A 16,691-nucleotide genomic window follows, 5' to 3' on the forward strand; every position below is an offset into this window, starting at 1 on the left:
AAGCTACATTAGCCCTAGCTGAGAAAGGGAGAAATCCATGCATGATGTGATTGTAATTGGTGGTGGGAATGCCGCACTGTGTGCCGCGCTCACGGCAAAAGAGAGTGGCGCTTCTGTGCTTGTGCTAGAAGCAGCACCTAAAGAATGGCGTGGTGGTAACTCACAACACACTCGTAACCTTCGCTGCATGCATGATGCTCCTCAAGATGTATTGGTCGATGCCTATCCCGAAGAAGAATATTGGCAAGACCTACTTAAAGTGACTGCGGGCAAAACCAATGAGCACTTAGCCCGTCTGGTCATTCGTAGCACGGCGACTTGTCGTGACTGGATGCGTAAACATGGGGTGAATTTTCAGCCGCCGCTATCGGGTGCTTTGCATGTTGCACGTACCAATGCGTTTTTTATGGGTGGTGGTAAAGCCCTCATTAATGCGTATTACCGTAGTGCCCAAGAACTTGGCATCGAAATTTTATACAACACAAAAATTAAAGATCTAAAGTTAAACCAAGGACATTTTGAAGCTGCAATTGCTGAAGATGGCCGTGTGTTTAAAGCCAAAAGCTGTGTATTGGCCGCAGGTGGTTTTGAGTCAAATTTGGAATGGTTAAGAGAAGCATGGGGACAAAATGAAAATGGCGAATGGCCTGCCGATAACTTCATTATTCGTGGTACCCGCTTTAATCAAGGCAATTTGCTTAAATTTATGATAGATCAAGGCGCCGATATTATTGGTGACCCATCACAATCGCATTGCGTCGCTGTAGACGCAAGAGCACCGTTATATGACGGTGGTATTTGTACTCGTATTGACTGCGTTTCCTTGGGAATTGTGGTCAATAACAAAGCTGAACGTTTTTATGATGAAGGCGAAGACTTCTGGCCAAAACGTTATGCGATTTGGGGCCGTCTTGTTGCCAAACAGCCACAGCAAATTGCTTATTCGATTATTGATTCAAAAGCGATTGGTCGCTTTATGCCACCTGTATTTGCTGGCGTAAAAGCAAATAGCATTCATGAGTTAGCCGAAAAAATCGGGCTAGATGTCAAAACCTTATGCCATACCGTAGAAGAATTTAATCAAGCCTGTGTGCAAGGCACCTTTAACCATACCGTTTTAGATGACTGCACCACCGAAAATATTGTTCCCAACAAAACCCACTGGGCCGTTCCTCTCGACCAGCCACCCTTCTATGCCTATGCCCTTAAGCCCGGCATTACCTTTACCTATTTAGGCTTAAAAGTAGAAGACGATGCTGCTGTGCGTTTTAACAATAAGCCAAGCAGCAACCTGTTTGTCGCAGGTGAAATGATGGCAGGTAACGTACTTGGTCAGGGTTATACCGCAGGCGTTGGTATGTCAATCGGAACGACATTTGGGCGAATTGCCGGAAAAAATGCCGCCCACTATGCACTTTCACAAGGAGTTGAACATGAATGCTAATAGCAAAGCCCTAATTCCAGTTGTTCAGCTCTCTGACCATGAGCAAGAAGTTCAAAGAGCACTACAGATTTGTAATGCTTGTCGCTATTGTGAGTCATTTTGCGCTGTATTTGCGGCCATGACCAAACGCCTTGAGTTTAACCAAGCCGATATTCATTACCTCGCAAACCTGTGCCATAACTGTGGTGCGTGTTTACACGCTTGCCAATATGCCCCACCGCATGAGTTTGGCGTAAACATTCCAAAAGCGATGGCACAAGTACGTTTAGAAACTTACCAAGAATTTGCGACCCCTCAGCCTTTAGGTCGACTTTATAAGTCTGTAGGTATTCCTTTTGTCTCGGCTTTAACACTTATTTTCTTTTTTTGCATGTTAGCCGTGGTGTGGTGGAAAGGCACCGACCTGTTTGCAGGCTATCAAGGTAATTTCTATGCGATTTTCCCGCATAACTTTTTAGCCCTATTGTTTGGAGCGACCTTTACAGTTGCGATTGTTCTGCTCGGCATTGGAATTAGCAAATTCTGGCGACAAACTTCTAAAGTCATTCATGGCAAAGTTGAGAAACCCGATCTGGTTCAAGCCACCCAAAACGTATTAACACTTAAATATTTAGATGGCGGTCATGGCAAAGGCTGTAATGAGCAAGATGATCGTTATACACAAATCCGCCGTGTGTTCCATCACCTAACTTTTTATGGCTTTATGCTCTGCTTTGCAGCTACAGGTGTAGCGACTTTATATCACTATTTTCTTGACCTACATGCACCTTATCCTTACCTAAGCTTGCCTGTGATTTTAGGCACTTTAGGTGGAATTGGCTTAGTTGTCGGGCCTGCTGGCTTGCTTTATTTAAATCTTAAACGTCATCCGTTGCATGGTGACCGTGAGCAAAAACCTGTAGATCGAGGCTTTATTTTCCTTCTACTTATCGTTAGCGCTTCAGGGCTAGCGCTCATGGCATTTCGTAATACCCCTTACATGGCACTTTTACTGATTTTCCATTTAGCTACTGTCATGACGTTCTTTATTACCATGCCATTTGGTAAGTTCGCACATGGCTTTTACCGCAGTGCTTCTTTACTCAAATTCGCCATCGAAGAACGTATTTCGAAGAAGTCATAATTTCATCTAAAAGTATTCACTATCTTGGCATAGTGAATACTTTCATTATTTTAAGCTCAAAATACTTCATGCCATCCCTACTTTTTACTGTTTAAAATTCCCAAGCCATACATTGGCCACTTCGTACTCGCTTTAATATTATTAATGAGCATCGCCACTAAAACTAAAGACACTGCACCAACCAAAACAGGAAAAACTAAGAAACTCCACTGGTAATGTATGCTGCTTGCGGTGAGTAAAATAACCAAAGGATTGGCCCCAGCAGGTGGATGAACACATTTAAAAACCTGCATGAGCGCAATGGCACAGCCCACGGAAAAAGCAATTGTAAAAATGGAAACGCCGACAAATTTTAGAAAAAACAAACCTACAAAAGCCGAAATAAGATGTCCAAATATAATATTTCTCGGCTGTGCCAAAGGTGACTGAGACACGGTATAGAGCAATACACAGGTCGCACCAAACGGCGCCATGATAAAGATATTGTGTGTGAGCTTACTCAACCACAGAAGTATAAAAATACTGAGCGTCCCCCCAACAAGGCTTCTTAAAATATCAATTTTATTGGGCGATGGAGCCAGTTTTTCTTTGCCATAAAAGATCGAGAACATGGTTTTATTCCTTAAACAGACATTGCTTTTTAAAAAGCATATATATAAAATTTCAAATAGTACAGATCTGTACTATTTTATTTTTTGGAAAAGACACATGTCAAAATCTGCCTTAAAAATATTAGATACAGCCGAGAAGTTATTTAATGAAAATAGTTTTGTCGGGGTTGGCGTTGACCTGATTCGGGATGAATCTGGCTGCTCTAAAACCACCATGTACACGTACTATAAAAATAAAAATCAACTGGTTAAGTCTGTGCTCGTTGCACGTGATGAGCGATTCAAGCAAAGCCTTTTGGGCTATGTGGGAGATGCAACAGGGTTAGAGGCCATCAATAAAATTCTGGATTGGCACACTAACTGGTTTAGACAAGATTTTTTTAAGGGCTGTTTATTTGTAAGAGCTGTCGCTGAATCTAACCAAGATGATCAAGACATTATTTCTATTTCTAAAGCCCATAAACAATGGATTAAAGAACTCATAGCCGCAAACTGTAATATGCCAAATGGTGAAGCTTTATCTGAGCTGATCTATACGGTGATTGAAGGGCTCATTAGCCGCTTTTTAGTCGATGGTTTCGATGAAACACTTGCGACAAACATGAAAAATTCTATTAATCAATTATTTAATATTCATCAAAATTAACATGAGAACTTAAAATGGAAGTGGACCATATTTTTATTTGTGTACAATCAGGCGCTCCCGAAGCTGAAACTTTAAAAAAATTCGGTCTAACAGAAGGTTCATCCAACAAGCACCCGGGTCAAGGTACCGAAAACAGACGCTTTTTCTTTAAAAACAGTTTTATCGAATTAATCTTTTTAAATAATCCAGAAGAAGCCTCAAGTGATCTCACAAAACCTACTCTGCTTTTTGAGCGACTAAGTACTCAAAATAATATCGCGTCCCCTTTTGGTATTTGTTTTCGCCCTAAAAATAAAGATGATAACGGTGCAAAATTTCCTCATTGGGTTTACAAGCCAAGCTATTTACCAGCCAGCTTAGAAGTAAATGTTGCCAAAGATTCTGTTGTATCTGAACCGATGTGGTTCTTCCTTTCATTTGCTTCACGACCAGACCTTGCTGCAAAAGAAAAACAACAACCACTTGTTCATAGCAAAGATTTATCAGAAATCACCGCAATTAAGGTTTCTATTCCAAACCTTGAACAGCATCCTACTTCTTTATTGTTTAATACACTTGATGATTTTGAAGTGACTGATGGAACGGAGCATTTAATGGAAATTAGTTTTGAACATGAGTCTCAAGGAGTGACTCATGATTTCAGACCAGAGCTGCCGCTTATTTTTAAATATTAAAGCTCTTACTTTTTAATAAAAAAACTGTGATTTATGGCAAATCACAGTTTTATTTAAATTGAATCACATTAAAAACGGCAATAGCTTAAGCAATTTTCCCATCAATAATGCCTTTCTCTTTTAACGTAGCCAGCTCCTCTACTGTTTTAAATCTCGATAAGATTTGAGCAGTATGTTCACCAAGTTCTGGCGGCGCATGATGATATTCAACTGGAGTATCAGACAGCTTGATTGGTGAGCCAATCGTTTGGAAGTTTTCATTTAAACGATGAGGAATATTCACTACCAAATTGCGATGGACGATTTGCGGTTCAGCCAAAGCATCTTCAATAGAGTTGATAACACCTACGGGTACTTTTAACGCATGAATCATATCACCCCATTCTCTAGCAGTCTTTTGCAAAAAGTGCTCGGACAATAAAGGAATCAGTTCATTTCGATATTTTACGCGGTCTTGGTTGCGCACAAACTTTTCATTTTCGAGCAACTCTGGATAACCAATCGCAATACACAAATCTTTAAACTGTTTATCGTTACCACAAGCAATAATAAATTCTTTATCTTTAGCCTTAAAAGTTTGATACGGCACAATACTTGGGTGTTGATTACCCATGCGCTGTGGGGCTTTACCCGAAGCTAAATAGTTCATTCCCTGATTTGCCAGTGCCGCGACCTGCACATCAAGGAGTGACATATCAATATACTGACCGCGTCCTGTGTGTGAGCGTGCAATCAGTGCCGCTTGAATAGCAATGGTGGAATACAATCCAGTTTGAATATCTACCACAGCCACACCAACCTTTTGCGCACCACCACCTGCCACATCATCAGGCTCGCCAGTAATGCTCATTAAGCCAGACATACCCTGAATAATAAAATCATAACCGGGTTCTTCTGCACGTGGGCCATCTTGCCCAAAACCAGTAATCGAGCAATAAACAATGTTCGGGTTCAACTCACTTAATGACGTGTAGTCCAAGCCATATTTAGCCAAAGACCCTGTCTTATAATTTTCAATCACGACATCGGCAGTCTTGGCAATTTCATAAATTAAGGCCTGACCTTCGGGTGTGGTTATGTCTACCGCAACCGAATATTTATTACGGTTGGTACACTGGAAATAACCAGACTCACGGGTCATGTTTCCATCTTGATCGGGCATCCATGGTGGACCCCACATACGGGTATCATCACCTACTCGAGGACGTTCAATTTTAATCACTTCTGCGCCAAGGTCTGCCAAGATTTGCCCACACCACGGCCCAGCAAGCACACGACTTAAATCTAAAACCCGAATTCCTTGTAATGCACCCATAACGATACCCTTATCTTTTTAGAAGGTACTCAACGCACCTTCTTGTCATTGTTTATGATTGTCTTTGTGGATCGTACTGACGATCTTTAATAAATAGACCCGGCAATACACCCGCAACAAAATACGCAGCACCCATCACAATAAAGGCCATGGTAAACGTACCGCCCGACGCTAAGAATCCAATCGTGGCTGGGGCAATCGCTGCCCCAACACGACCAATGTTATAAGCACCGCCAATGGCTGTTCCGCGCACATCGGTTGAAAAACTTTCAGCCATATAAGTCGCGTTCACACCGTATGGAATGCCATATAAGAAGCCAAAAGTGATTAATAAATACAAAATATTGTCAGGGGTATTGAAGAAAATAATGATTGGCAAGAACACAGCGCTGGCAATTGTTCCAAACACAAAAACAGCACGACGGTTAAATTTGTCAGCAAGATAACCTGCTAAAATTTTGCCTAAAATCATTGCAGTGTATGAACCCACCATATAACTGGTTAAGTTTTTAAAGTTCATATGCACTTCTGTTTCTAAATAACTTGGCATCCAGTTGTTAATGCCGTAATAACCAAACTGTAAGAAGAATGCTGTGGTCATCCACAACAGAAACATTTTACGGTGCTTAAAATTATTAAAGATTTGTTTGTAGATACTGCTACTTTTCGGCTTTTCAGCCACCACTTTTTCTTTAGGTTGTCTATTGCCTTGCAAGCTTTCAATTTTGGTGAGCTGCCAAGATTTTGGCTCTGGCACAAATCGTTGTAGGAAAATATTAACAAAAGCAGGTACTACAGTCAGGAAAAATAAAACACGCCAGCCATGATCTGGAATAATTGCGCCAGCTAATAGCGTCGCAGCAATATAACCTACGGTCTGACCAGTCTGTAATGTACCCAATACCGTTGTACGGTAAGTGGTCGGCACATATTCAGCCATTAAGGTATTACAGGCCATATAGAGTGCTCCGATTCCCAAAGCACCAATAAAACGTAAAGCCATAAATTGCTCGAAGCTTTGCGTAAAGCCTAATAAACAGGTCGCTACCGAAAAAAAAGTCACCGAGTTAGCAATGGTTCTTACACGACCAAACTTGTCACATGCCCAGCCACCCAAAATACCGCCAATACCCATACCTGCCAAAGAAGCACTGCCTAATGCACCAGCCTGAAAGGTACTTAAACCAAACTCTGCCTTTAAGCTGGTCAAGCTATAAGACAGCAGCATAATATCAATGCCATCGACCACCATTGCAAAATAGGCAAATAACAACGCCCATTTCCATGTATGAGGTCCAATCCTTTCGTATGTCCCAAGGTTACTTGGAAATGTATTTCTTAATTCTTTCGATATTACTTGAACGTCATTGTTCATCTTTAGTTCCTCATTTTCCCAAATGAGTCATCGGTAGCTTACTTATGTTTTCTGTATGACTTAATCTTCTATACTTTTCATCAACTTACTTTCAAATTTAAGTACACAGAGGTACATCTTCACATGAGTATCCTTACGATGAATCTTGTCATTTTCCATAAATTTTTGCGTAAAAATCCCTAAAGGTGCTCCCGAAAGAACACCTCTATCTTTTAAAAATTAATGAGTTAGTTACTAAATGCGGCTATGCCTGTTTGTGCACGACCTAGAATTAAGGCATGAACGTCATGTGTGCCTTCATAGGTATTTACGACTTCAAGGTTAACCAAATGACGTGCTACGCCAAACTCGTCACTAATACCATTTCCACCCATCATGTCGCGCGCCATACGAGCGATATCAAGCGCCTTTCCACAGTTATTACGCTTAATTAGGGATGTACCCTCAACTGACGCAATACCTTCATCTTTCATACGGCCAAAACGTAACGCTACTTGCAAACCCAAAGCAATTTCAGTTTGCATATCTGCGAGTTTCTTTTGAATCAACTGATTTGCAGCCAACGGACGACCAAATTGTTTACGGTCCATGGTGTATTGATGTGCAGTATGCCAGCAGAACTCGGCAGCACCCATTGCGCCCCATGCAATACCATAACGGGCGCTATTTAGACAGGTAAATGGGCCTTTTAAACCTCGAATTTCAGGGAACGCATTCTCTTCAGGTACAAATACGTTATCCATCACGATTTCACCTGTAATCGATGCACGTAAACCAACCTTGCCATGAATGGCAGGTGCAGATAGACCTTCCCAGCCCTTTTCTAAAATAAAGCCGCGAATATCACCGACATTGCCTTCAGCAGAAACTTCTTTTGCCCAAACGACAAATACATCGGCAATTGGACTATTGGTAATCCACATTTTTGCGCCAGTCAAACGGTAACCACCATCAACTTTTTTAGCACGGGTAATCATACTGCCCGGGTCTGAGCCATGATCAGGTTCTGTCAAACCAAAACAACCAATATATTCACCCGTAGCTAGTTTAGGTAAATACTTTTGCTTTTGCTCTTCGGTACCAAATTCATGAATCGGAACCATGACCAATGAGCTTTGCACGCTCGCCATAGAGCGGTAACCCGAATCGACATATTCAATTTCACGTGCAACCAAACCGTAACTCACATAGTTCAAACCCGCGCCGCCATATTGCTCAGAAATGGTTGGCCCCAGTAAGCCGAGCTCTCCCATTTCACGAAAAATAGATGGATCTGTTGTTTCATGACGAAATTGTTCAAGTACACGGGGTTGCAGGCGTTCTTGGCAATAGGCATGAGCAGCATCACGAATCATGCGCTCATCTTCGGTAAGCTGTTGCTCAATTAAAAATGGGTCTTGCCAGTTAAATTGAACTTTTGCTTTTTTTGTTGTCACCATGTGATTCATCGCATCCTCTGCTTGATTTGATCTTCTTTATTTAACTCGATGTTATGCGTGAAAAATGCAGTAATCAAACGATAAATGTTCATGCAGATATGCGACTTACGCATATTTAAAATAAGATGCATTAAATTTAGATATTTAATTCGTTGTATTTAATTAAAAATGGCTCATTTTTATACTAAACTAGGATATCTGCATGTATGTCATATGCTGTTTTGAAATATGACGACAAATAAAAGGATTTATTTATGCGAAGAAGTATCCCGTCTATTCAGGGCCTGATTTGCTTTGAAAGTGCAGCAAAACATCTAAGTTATACCTATGCTGCGCAAGAGTTATGTATTACCCAAAGCGCGGTCTCTCGCCAAATTCAGCAGTTAGAAGATTTCTTGGGTGTTGAACTCTTTATACGTACTCGGCATGGTGTTGAACTCACCATTGCAGGTCAGCAGTATTTTAAAAGCATTAAACCTTACTTGTTAGGACTAGAGAAATGTACAGCCGATGTGATTTCTCATAAAGGTTTAGGTGGCACACTAAAGTTAGGTGTAGTACCTACCTTTGCAACGCGCTGGTTGTTACCCAAGCTCCATCTTTTAAATCAAAAACACCCTGAAATTACGGTTCACTTAGAAACCAGTACCAAGCCCTTTTTATTTAATGACAATATTTTTGACGCTGCTATTTTTGCAGGTACGCAGCAGCAAATTGATCACTGGCCCGGCATACAAGCACATTATTTAATGGATGAAGAAATTGTACCCGTGTGCTCGCCGAGACTCATCGAAAAGTATTTTCCAGATGCAGTCATGATCAATGAAAATACCTATGATTTAAGCTCTGAAGATTTACTGAAAATCCCCCTACTTCAACAAACCACTCGGCCTAGCATTTGGCAAGAATGGTTTCTAACCCATCAGATGCAACACCCGAAGCCTTTTGATGGACAACGCCATGAGTTATTTTCAATGCTTGCGGTTGCTGCCAGTCATGACATGGGAATGGCTCTAATTCCGCAAATGTTGATTGAGTCTGAACTACAAAAAAAGGAACTGGTGATTGTTTCCAATAAAAAATTAAAAGGTAGCCGAAAGTATTACCTTATTCATTCGAGCCAAGACATCTCACCGACTATTCAAAAATTTGTTGAGTGGATTTACCAAGAACTAGAACAACTAAAGACCAATACGCATTAGCTCAGCAACTTTGATTTGTGCCACATATTGCGATCTATAAAAATAAAAAAAGATTGTGATTAATGAGATCACAATCTTTTTAGTTAAGCATAAATGACTTTGGAATTAATGACTCATTAATTGAATATCTGAACCGCTACGTTTCGGATCAATTAAGATTTTTGCATGCTGTTCGGGGTCACGTAATGCCTCAAATGCACTCGTAACACCTTCTAGGCCAACAACACCTGTAATTAGCGGTGAACAGTTTACTTTACCTTCTGCAATCATATGTAGCGCATCTCGAAACTCAAGCGGTGTATAGCCCAACACAAACTGAATTTCTAACTCTTTATTAATCGCAAGTGCGGGTTCTATTTTGTCACTTTGCATGCATACGCCTACCCCAACAATTCGGGAAAACAAAGGCGCCCCTTCAATAATTTGCTGCAAAACACCCGGTACACCGACACACTCAAAAATAACAGGGCGTTTTGGCAGAGCTCCCAATTTATCAATCATGCGCCATCCATGCCACCACGGTAAGCGAGTCGCTTGTAACTTATCAAACAGCCCCATACCCATGTTAATTGCATCAGAAACATTGCCAAGCAAACCAAACTCTTTCCAGTTGGCAAATGGTGATGTCTCTTTAGGGTCTACCACAATATCCGCACCACATTGCTCGGCAAGCTTACGGCGATTTGGTGAAAAGTCACTAGCAACTACAGTTTTAACTCCAGCCGCTTTAAGCATTAATATAACACCTAGCCCGACAGGACCACAGCCAATCACAATCGCAGGTTCACCAGTTTTCACACGGCTACGGCGAACAGCATGCAATGCAACCGCCATAGGTTCAGTCATGGCAGCACTATCTGCATCTAGACCGTTGGGTACTTCAAACATCAAGCTTGATTGGGCCAATACTTGCTCGGCATAACCGCCCGAAGCATTTGGAGAAAGCCCTGTAGATAAATAACCATGCTGATCTACATTTAAAAGCGGCATTGCGCAAACAAGGGTATCGGCTTTAAATTTATGACGTGTTTTTGGACCATAGTCTAAAACCTTGCCACAAAATTCATGTCCCAATACAAACGGATCTGTAGACTTGGCTAAACCATTAAACCCGACACGTGCAGCCAAATCATGCATGTGGTCGCAGTGGTGCTGCATATGTAAATCTGAACCACAGATCCCACATCGCACCACTTCTAATAATACCTGTCCTTTTGCAGGCGTTAATTTCGGTTGGTCCACCACTTGTAATTTTGCTTGATGACAAAGTACCGACTTCATTTGAGCGCTTCCTATTTCTTCTTTTTCATTTACTTGCCAGAAATAGATTTCTACAGATAAATTAATCGCTTTATCAGTTTGGTCTTTAGCAAGCCTTTATTCATCTTTACAAGTAAAAGGCAAAATACAAATGACCATTCTTCAGCCAATCCACTCTTGAAGAGTCAACTAAACAGGCTCAGCGAAATTAAAAACAATAAAAATCTTGATGCTTGTATCTTACACAGACTGAGTTATCTTCTTAGGCCAGAACAATGTCATCAAAATTAAAACTTATACAAATATAGTAAGTTCAAAAAACTCAACTCAACGCTTTTCACAAAAACATAGCAAATCCAAACTTTTATCAGCGCAACTAAACAGGCATGATGAATTGATGCAAACAGAAAAGAAGAAATTTATGATTACAAAAACGCTTCCGCTTACAGATATACACCGCCATCTTGATGGCAACATCCGCATTCAAACTATTTTAGACTTGGGGCAACAATACCATTTAGATTTACCTGCCTACGACATTGAATCTTTACGCCCGCATGTACAAGTAATGGATAACCAACCTGACTTATTAAGTTTTTTATCTAAGCTCGATTGGGGCGTAAAAGTATTAGCAAGTTTAGATGCCTGCAAACGTATTGCTTTTGAAAATATGCAGGATGCAGCACAGCAAGGCCTAGACTATGTAGAACTGCGTTTTTCACCGGGTTATATGGGCATGACACATCAACTCTCCCTTGAGGGAGTTGTTGAAGCTGTGATTGCTGGAGTAAAAGAAGGTAGTCAAGCTTACGGAGTAAAAGCGAATTTAATCGGCATTATGAGTCGTACTTTTGGTCAAGAAGCCTGCGAAAAAGAATTAAATGCCCTACTCGCCCATAAAAATGATATTAAAGCACTGGATCTTGCTGGAGATGAACTTGGTTTCCCGGGCAATTTATTTATTGATCACTTTAAAAAAGCGCGTGATGCAGGTTGGCACATTACGGTACATGCAGGTGAAGCTGCTGGCCCAGAAAGTATTTGGCAAGCTATTGAAGAATTAGGTACCGAACGAATTGGACATGGCGTTAAAGCAGTTCAAGATTTAAAACTTTTAGATTATTTAGCTAAACATGAGATTGGTATTGAATCTTGCCTTACCTCAAATATTCAAACCAACACAGTGCCTTCTTTAGCAGAGCACCCATTAAAGACTTTTTTAGAACATGGTGTGCTTGCTACCATTAATACGGATGACCCAGCGGTAGAAGGCATTGAAATACAGCATGAATATTTAACTGCCGCCCCATTAGCGGGTTTAAGCCCTGAGCAAATTTATACAGCTCAAGAAAACGGCCTAAAAATCGCATTTCTATCAGATCAAGAAAAAGATGAGTTAAGGCAGAAATATCAATAACAGAGAACAGAGAACAGAGAACAGAGAACAGAGAACAGAGAACAGAGAACAGAGAACAGAGAACAGAGCTTATATAAAGAAGTTCAAAGATTGGAGTATGTATGAATTAAAATTTCGAACTAGAAAACAAAAAAACCCCTTCTATCTGTAAGACTAGAAGAAATTATTTTAATATTTGGGATATTTTTAAAGCTTGAACGCTTTTAAATATGGTCGGAGCAGTAGGATTCGAACCTACGACCCCCTGGTCCCAAACCAGGTGCACTACCAGGCTGTGCTATGCTCCGAAATTGGGGTGAATGACGGGATTCGAACCCGCGACAACTGGAATCACAATCCAGGGCTCTACCAACTGAGCTACATCCACCATCAAATAAGTTCTATGTACCAAGCTACCAAATGGCGCGCCTGACAGGATTCGAACCTGTGACCATCCGCTTAGAAGGCGGATGCTCTATCCAACTGAGCTACAGGCGCTTAACCGATGATGCTTATCATGCGATACTTCGCCGATCTTAAAATATTATTTTAAGTGGTCGGAGCAGTAGGATTCGAACCTACGACCCCCTGGTCCCAAACCAGGTGCACTACCAGGCTGTGCTATGCTCCGATCTATCTCAGCTTTTGCTGTATCGCACATCGTGCGGTACGGTGTGCATTCTAGGCGCGACGCCCTCAGACGTCAACACCTATTCTCAAAAAAAGTTAAAAATCCTTATCAAATGTATATTTAACAAGCATTTTGAGGTTTTTTAACGTTTTAACGATGCACTAAAGGCTAACATTCGATCTAAAGGCATTTTGGCACGTTCAGCAAGCGCTGGATCGACGTGTATTTCCTGATCACCTTTTTGTAAAACTTCTAAAATTCCGTCGAGTTCATTCATTGCCATCCACGGACAGTGAGCACATGAACGACAAGTTGCCCCCTCACCCGCTGTTGGCGCTTCAACTAAAATCTTATTGGGAACCGCTTGCTGCATTTTGTAGAAAATGCCACGGTCAGTTGCCACAATCAGTCTTTCATTTGGCAAAGTCTGCGCAGCTTTAATCAGTTGAGAAGTACTACCTACTGCATCTGCAATTTCTACAACCGATTCTGGCGATTCTGGATGTACCAATACAGCAGCGTCTGGGTACAGTGCTTTCATGTTGGCAATGCCACGTGCACGGAATTCTTCATGCACAATACATGCCCCATCCCAAAGCAACATATCTGCACCAGTTTTCTTTTGGATATAGCGACCTAAGTGCTGATCTGGCGCCCAAATAATTTTTTCGCCTAAGCTATCTAGATGTTCAACAATTTCAACAGCACAGCTCGAAGTCACGACCCAATCGGCACGTGCTTTAACAGCAGCCGATGTGTTGGCATAAACAACTACGGTATGGTCAGGGTGCTGATCACAAAATGCCGTGAACTCATCGACAGGACAGCCCAAATCGAGTGAACAGGTTGCTTCGAGTGTCGGCATTAAAATTGTTTTTTCAGGAGACAGAATTTTTGCTGTTTCTCCCATAAATTTGACCCCAGCAACAACCAGTGTTGAGGCAGCATGATCTCGTCCGAAACGGGCCATTTCTAAAGAGTCAGAAACGCATCCACCTGTTTTTTCGGCAAGTTCTTGTACTTCAGGGTCGCAATAGTAATGAGCAACAAGGACAGCATCACGTTTTTTGAGCTCTGCTTCGATCTGCGCAAACTTTTGTTGTTTTGCTTCTTCACTTAAGCGATTTTCTTTTGGCTCACCTAAACGGTCTAAATGCGCTTGTACAATGTTTTTTGCATCGTTGGCAATTAAAGTCGCATCACTCATAAAACGTCTTCTCTATCCTTCATGCTGGCATACCTGCTCGCATATAACGTTACTGCTTAAATGATTTACGGATTGAATCATTTAATATCAAAAGATGGGGCTAATAAAAAAGCCTCTTTGTCGAGGCTTGATTATAACTGATATTTAAGAACGGTAATCAGCATTAATTTTGACATAGTCGTAAGATAAGTCACACGTATATACCGTGTCTTTGGCCTGACCACGTCCTAAATCAACACGAATGGTAATTTCGGTTTGTGCCATAACGCGCGCACCCGCTTCTTCGGTATAGTCCTCAGCTGCGCCACCGTCTTTACAGATTTGTACATCGTCTAACCACACTTGAATTTTAGACACGTCTAAGTCTTTAACACCCGCATAGCCAATCGCAGCTAAAATACGCCCCCAGTTCGGGTCCGATGCAAAAAGTGCAGTTTTGACAAGTGGTGAATGCGCAATGCTATATGCAATGTCACAACATTCTTGAGTATTTGCGCCGCCTTCTACAGCAACAGTAATAAATTTCGTTGCACCTTCACCATCACGAACAATTAACTGGGCTAAACGATTCATTACACGAGCAAGAACTTCTAACACTTTAGCGTAGCGTACATCGCTGTCTGATGTGATTTCAGCGCCACCCGCCTGACCTGTTGCTACGAAAATACAAGAGTCATTAGTCGAAGTATCACCATCAATCGTAATACGGTTAAATGAATGCTCAACCGTTGTCTTTAATAGCTTTTGTACTAAATCACGGCTAATATGTGCATCTGTTGCCACAAAGCTCAACATGGTTGCCATGTTCGGGCGGATCATTCCAGCGCCTTTACTAATACCAGTCATGGTATAAGTGATGCCATCAAGTTCAAATTGTTCAGATGCGCCTTTAGGCACAGTGTCTGTGGTCATAATGCCAGATGCAGCATCATTCCAAGCCGCATCTTGTACGCTATTTAATGCAGGCTGAAGTCCAGCAAGTAAGCGCTCCATCGGAAGCTGCTCACCAATCACACCTGTAGAAAACGGAAGTACTTCAGAGCTATTAACTCCTGCAAGCTCCGCTAACTTCGCGCAAGTATCTTGAGCGTTTTTCAAACCTGTAGGTCCGGTACCCGCATTGGCATTACCTGTGTTAATCACTAAATAGCGAGGATTACCTTCGGCAAGATGAGCTTTAGAGACATGAACAGGTGCTGCACAAAATGCATTTTGAGTAAATACACCAGCAACATTTGAGCCTTCTGCAAACTCAAAAATGACTAAATCTCGTCGGTTTTGGTAACGTACATATGCTTCTGTTGAGCCAATTTTTACACCTTTTACCACATGCATTTGTGGCATTGTTACGTCACCGACAGCCATTTTTAGAACATCCAAAGTTTGTTGAATAAGATCAATATTTCAAAAAAAGCGATGCAATAAAGCACCGACCTTATGAAATATTATAGTGAACAGCTTAGTAGAAAAGTCTAAAAAAATCGAGCGCAAAAACGGCTCATTGTTGCTCTAGTTTTAATAAAATATCTTTCTTATCAAGACCACCAGCAAAACCAACTAAAGCTCCACCCGCACCAATGACTCGGTGACAAGGTGCAATAATTGAAATCGGGTTTTTGCCATTTGCTGCGCCCACTGCTCTCACCGCTTTTTCATTGCCAATTTGGAGTGCAATATCTTTATAACTTCTTGTTTCCCCATAAGGGATGGTCAGTAAAGCAGCCCAGACCTGCTTTTGAAATGCGGTCCCTTCAAAATCTAACGGCAATGTAAATTCACGGCGTTTACCTTCAAAATATTCTTGTAATTGTTGTTCGGTCTTTAATAAAACTGGATGGTCAAGTTGTTCGACCAGCTCAGCCAGTCGAACACGTTTTGGATTTTCATTGTCCCAGAGTACTGCCACTAAAGCATTTTCATTCGCAACTAGCTTTAATTGCCCAACAGGCGAATTGATATACTTATAAGACAGCAACATAGTTTTATTCTCTTAAGACGGCGATGAAATTTTCATTAAAACCAAACCTGACACAATTAATACAGCGGCAATCATTCGCATAGCTCCAATAGGTTCATGAAGAAAAAATATACCTACAAGAAATGACCCAATTGCGCCAATGCCTGTCCAAACCGTATAAGCAGTGCCAAGAGGTAAAGTTTTCATTGATATTGAAAGCAGAACTACACTCAAAATCATAAAAACTACGGTAATAATACTAGGGGTTAAACGTGTAAAACCTTCGGACATTTTCATAGAATATGCCCAAATGATTTCAAATACACCTGCTAAAATTAAAATAGCCCAAGCCATAACATTCACTAATTTTTATAGCGTCAGGTCGTCCCGACATGATGTCCCATTATGGGG

Annotated in this window: 15 protein-coding genes and 4 tRNA genes; 6 read left to right on the forward strand and 13 right to left on the reverse strand. The window is 41.3% G+C overall.

All coding sequences use genetic code 11. The annotated features are described in order from the left end of the window. Positions 1–37: 37 nt before the first annotated feature. A complete protein-coding gene (gene tcuA / locus J690_RS15775; RefSeq protein ID WP_032036853.1) occupies positions 38–1,444 on the forward strand; it encodes an FAD-dependent tricarballylate dehydrogenase TcuA in 1,407 nt (468 codons plus the stop codon). Then, the gene (gene tcuB / locus J690_RS15780) at positions 1,434–2,567 is read left to right on the forward strand and encodes a tricarballylate utilization 4Fe-4S protein TcuB (RefSeq protein WP_032036854.1); all 1,134 of its coding nucleotides are present in this window, start codon (positions 1,434–1,436) and stop codon (positions 2,565–2,567) included. Before tcuA ends, tcuB begins: the two co-directional genes overlap by 11 nt. A 77-nt stretch (positions 2,568–2,644) precedes the next feature. On the opposite strand, the gene J690_RS15785 is transcribed toward tcuB, so the two are convergent. Continuing rightward, on the reverse strand, positions 2,645–3,178 hold the full coding sequence (locus J690_RS15785) for an HPP family protein (RefSeq protein ID WP_032036855.1): 534 nt from the start codon (positions 3,176–3,178) through the stop codon (positions 2,645–2,647). 97 nt (positions 3,179–3,275) lie between these two features. Between J690_RS15785 and J690_RS15790 the strand changes: the two genes are divergently transcribed. Further along, a complete protein-coding gene (locus tag J690_RS15790; RefSeq protein WP_032036856.1) occupies positions 3,276–3,824 on the forward strand; it encodes a TetR/AcrR family transcriptional regulator in 549 nt (182 codons plus the stop codon). Positions 3,825–3,838: 14 nt separating this feature from the next. Further along, positions 3,839–4,498 carry a VOC family protein gene (locus tag J690_RS15795; RefSeq protein WP_032036857.1) on the forward strand — a complete coding sequence of 220 codons (660 nt, stop codon included), beginning with the start codon at positions 3,839–3,841 and terminating at the stop codon, positions 4,496–4,498. Between the two features lie 85 nt (positions 4,499–4,583). Here J690_RS15795 and J690_RS15800 read toward each other — a convergent pair whose 3' ends face one another. The 3 genes from J690_RS15800 to J690_RS15810 form a co-directional block, all read right to left on the reverse strand. After that, positions 4,584–5,813, reverse strand: a complete 1,230-nt coding sequence (locus tag J690_RS15800; RefSeq protein WP_032036858.1) for a CaiB/BaiF CoA transferase family protein — start codon at positions 5,811–5,813, stop codon at positions 4,584–4,586. 52 nt (positions 5,814–5,865) lie between these two features. Then, a complete protein-coding gene (locus J690_RS15805; RefSeq protein WP_032036859.1) occupies positions 5,866–7,188 on the reverse strand; it encodes an MFS transporter in 1,323 nt (440 codons plus the stop codon). A gap of 227 nt (positions 7,189–7,415) precedes the next feature. Continuing rightward, complete coding sequence (locus tag J690_RS15810; RefSeq protein WP_032036860.1) at positions 7,416–8,636, reverse strand: acyl-CoA dehydrogenase; 1,221 nt, start codon at positions 8,634–8,636, stop codon at positions 7,416–7,418. Positions 8,637–8,881: 245 nt separating this feature from the next. On the opposite strand from J690_RS15810, the gene J690_RS15815 reads away from it, so the two are divergent. After that, positions 8,882–9,829 carry a LysR substrate-binding domain-containing protein gene (locus J690_RS15815; RefSeq protein ID WP_032007294.1) on the forward strand — a complete coding sequence of 316 codons (948 nt, stop codon included), beginning with the start codon at positions 8,882–8,884 and terminating at the stop codon, positions 9,827–9,829. Positions 9,830–9,934: 105 nt separating this feature from the next. Here the strand turns inward: J690_RS15815 and J690_RS15820 are convergent, their stop codons facing one another. After that, on the reverse strand, positions 9,935–11,110 hold the full coding sequence (locus J690_RS15820) for a zinc-binding dehydrogenase (RefSeq protein WP_032004334.1): 1,176 nt from the start codon (positions 11,108–11,110) through the stop codon (positions 9,935–9,937). A 400-nt stretch (positions 11,111–11,510) separates the two neighbouring features. On the opposite strand from J690_RS15820, the gene add reads away from it, so the two are divergent. After that, on the forward strand, positions 11,511–12,506 hold the full coding sequence (gene add, locus J690_RS15825) for an adenosine deaminase (protein WP_032036862.1): 996 nt from the start codon (positions 11,511–11,513) through the stop codon (positions 12,504–12,506). Between the two features lie 210 nt (positions 12,507–12,716). On the opposite strand, the gene J690_RS15830 is transcribed toward add, so the two are convergent. The 8 genes from J690_RS15830 to J690_RS15865 all read right to left on the reverse strand — a co-directional run bounded on the left by J690_RS15830 (position 12,717) and on the right by J690_RS15865 (position 16,634). Further along, positions 12,717–12,793: transfer RNA gene (locus tag J690_RS15830), tRNA-Pro, on the reverse strand. A gap of 4 nt (positions 12,794–12,797) precedes the next feature. Continuing rightward, positions 12,798–12,873 (reverse strand) — tRNA-His (locus tag J690_RS15835). A gap of 33 nt (positions 12,874–12,906) precedes the next feature. Further along, positions 12,907–12,983, reverse strand: a tRNA-Arg gene (locus J690_RS15840). 56 nt (positions 12,984–13,039) lie between these two features. Next, positions 13,040–13,116, reverse strand: a tRNA-Pro gene (locus J690_RS15845). Between the two features lie 142 nt (positions 13,117–13,258). Beyond that, a complete protein-coding gene (gene nadA, locus J690_RS15850) occupies positions 13,259–14,323 on the reverse strand; it encodes a quinolinate synthase NadA (RefSeq protein ID WP_032036864.1) in 1,065 nt (354 codons plus the stop codon). A gap of 144 nt (positions 14,324–14,467) precedes the next feature. Further along, a complete protein-coding gene (argJ, locus tag J690_RS15855; protein ID WP_032036865.1) occupies positions 14,468–15,688 on the reverse strand; it encodes a bifunctional glutamate N-acetyltransferase/amino-acid acetyltransferase ArgJ in 1,221 nt (406 codons plus the stop codon). 133 nt (positions 15,689–15,821) lie between these two features. Next, positions 15,822–16,301: a methylated-DNA--[protein]-cysteine S-methyltransferase gene (locus J690_RS15860; protein ID WP_032036866.1), complete on the reverse strand. Its 480-nt coding sequence runs from the start codon at positions 16,299–16,301 to the stop codon at positions 15,822–15,824. A gap of 12 nt (positions 16,302–16,313) precedes the next feature. Beyond that, positions 16,314–16,634 carry a DMT family transporter gene (locus J690_RS15865; RefSeq protein WP_004703760.1) on the reverse strand — a complete coding sequence of 107 codons (321 nt, stop codon included), beginning with the start codon at positions 16,632–16,634 and terminating at the stop codon, positions 16,314–16,316. Positions 16,635–16,691: the final 57 nt, after the last annotated feature.

This window comes from Acinetobacter sp. 742879 (assembly GCF_000588535.1).
Taxonomy (GTDB): Bacteria; Pseudomonadota; Gammaproteobacteria; order Pseudomonadales; family Moraxellaceae; genus Acinetobacter; species Acinetobacter pittii.

Excerpts from the sequence above, each read along its gene's own strand:
- tcuA (WP_032036853.1), top strand. The coding sequence starts at position 38 with ATGCATGATGTGATTGTAATTGGTGGTGGGAATGCCGCACTGTGTGCC.
- tcuB (WP_032036854.1), top strand. The coding sequence starts at position 1,434 with ATGAATGCTAATAGCAAAGCCCTAATTCCAGTTGTTCAGCTCTCTGAC.
- J690_RS15785 (WP_032036855.1), bottom strand. The coding sequence starts at position 3,178 with ATGTTCTCGATCTTTTATGGCAAAGAAAAACTGGCTCCATCGCCCAAT.
- J690_RS15790 (WP_032036856.1), top strand. The coding sequence starts at position 3,276 with ATGTCAAAATCTGCCTTAAAAATATTAGATACAGCCGAGAAGTTATTT.
- J690_RS15795 (WP_032036857.1), top strand. The coding sequence starts at position 3,839 with ATGGAAGTGGACCATATTTTTATTTGTGTACAATCAGGCGCTCCCGAA.
- J690_RS15800 (WP_032036858.1), bottom strand. The coding sequence starts at position 5,813 with ATGGGTGCATTACAAGGAATTCGGGTTTTAGATTTAAGTCGTGTGCTT.
- J690_RS15805 (WP_032036859.1), bottom strand. The coding sequence starts at position 7,188 with ATGAACAATGACGTTCAAGTAATATCGAAAGAATTAAGAAATACATTT.
- J690_RS15810 (WP_032036860.1), bottom strand. The coding sequence starts at position 8,636 with ATGAATCACATGGTGACAACAAAAAAAGCAAAAGTTCAATTTAACTGG.
- J690_RS15815 (WP_032007294.1), top strand. The coding sequence starts at position 8,882 with ATGCGAAGAAGTATCCCGTCTATTCAGGGCCTGATTTGCTTTGAAAGT.
- J690_RS15820 (WP_032004334.1), bottom strand. The coding sequence starts at position 11,110 with ATGAAGTCGGTACTTTGTCATCAAGCAAAATTACAAGTGGTGGACCAA.
- add (WP_032036862.1), top strand. The coding sequence starts at position 11,511 with ATGATTACAAAAACGCTTCCGCTTACAGATATACACCGCCATCTTGAT.
- nadA (WP_032036864.1), bottom strand. The coding sequence starts at position 14,323 with ATGAGTGATGCGACTTTAATTGCCAACGATGCAAAAAACATTGTACAA.
- argJ (WP_032036865.1), bottom strand. The coding sequence starts at position 15,688 with ATGGCTGTCGGTGACGTAACAATGCCACAAATGCATGTGGTAAAAGGT.
- J690_RS15860 (WP_032036866.1), bottom strand. The coding sequence starts at position 16,301 with ATGTTGCTGTCTTATAAGTATATCAATTCGCCTGTTGGGCAATTAAAG.
- J690_RS15865 (WP_004703760.1), bottom strand. The coding sequence starts at position 16,634 with ATGGCTTGGGCTATTTTAATTTTAGCAGGTGTATTTGAAATCATTTGG.